Source organism: Brevibacterium sp. FME17, from assembly GCF_014897515.1.
GTDB lineage: Bacteria > Actinomycetota > Actinomycetes > Actinomycetales > Brevibacteriaceae > Brevibacterium.
Window position 1 is genome coordinate 1 of record NZ_JABUYD010000075.1, and the last position, 874, is coordinate 874.

At 61.4% G+C, this 874-nt stretch carries 1 protein-coding gene; it reads left to right on the plus strand.

The features are described from left to right. Nucleotides 1-47: 47 nt before the first annotated feature. A protein-coding gene (locus INT40_RS20865; protein ID WP_226831735.1) for an IS5 family transposase occupies nt 48-874 on the plus strand; the annotation gives its coding sequence in 2 pieces (ribosomal slippage) (nt 48-422 and nt 424-874; 826 coding nt annotated over the 2 pieces). This gene is flagged as partial in the annotation.

Genomic DNA, 874 nt, shown 5'->3' on the forward strand with positions numbered 1-874 from the left:
CTAGGGCGTGTCTCCTTTATTGACGATTCCAGGACTGACACGGTGGGTTGGTGACGACAAAGCAACGACACCGAGTATTCACTGATGAGCAGTGGGAGAAAATCGAACCACTGTTGCCCTCGAACGTCGGCAAAAGAGCCCGACCGTTTGAGAACAACCGTCGAATCGTCGAAGGAATCGTCTACCGATACCGGGCCGGCATCGCCTGGCGCGACTTGCCACGCGAGCACTTCGGCCCCTGGCAGACAGTATGGAAACGCCACCGCCGCTACGCCGCCGACGGCACCTGGGACCGGGTGCTGGCCCACGTGCTTTCTGATGCCGATGCTGCCGGTGACATCGATTGGAACGTCTCCGTCGATGGCACCATCAACCGTGCCCACCAGCATGCAACGAACACGACACGCCCTGACCAAGACACAGGGGGCTACGTCGAATTACAAGAATTCTCCCGATTCGGAGTGTGAGCCGGCCGGGCACGGCATCGGTCGCTCTCGTGGTGGGCTGACGACGAAGATCCACCATGCCGTCGACGGTAAGGGTCGACCTTTGGCGGTGGTGGTCACCGGCGGGCAACGTCACGACGGGGTAATTCTGCCGCAGGTCCTGGCTGATATTCGAGTGCCCCGGGCTGGTGGTGGGCGTGCTCGCACATGCCCGGACTCCGTTCTGGCGGATCGTGCTTATGGGTCCAGAGGCAACCGCGAATACCTGCGTTCGCGTGGAATCCGCACAGTGATCCCGGAGAAGAAAGACCAGATCGCGACTCGAAAGAAGCGCGGCAGCAAGGGTGGGCGGCCGCCGGCGTTCGATGCCGCTGCGTATCGGAACCGCAATGTCGTCGAGCGTTCGTTTGCCTACGTCAAGCAATGGC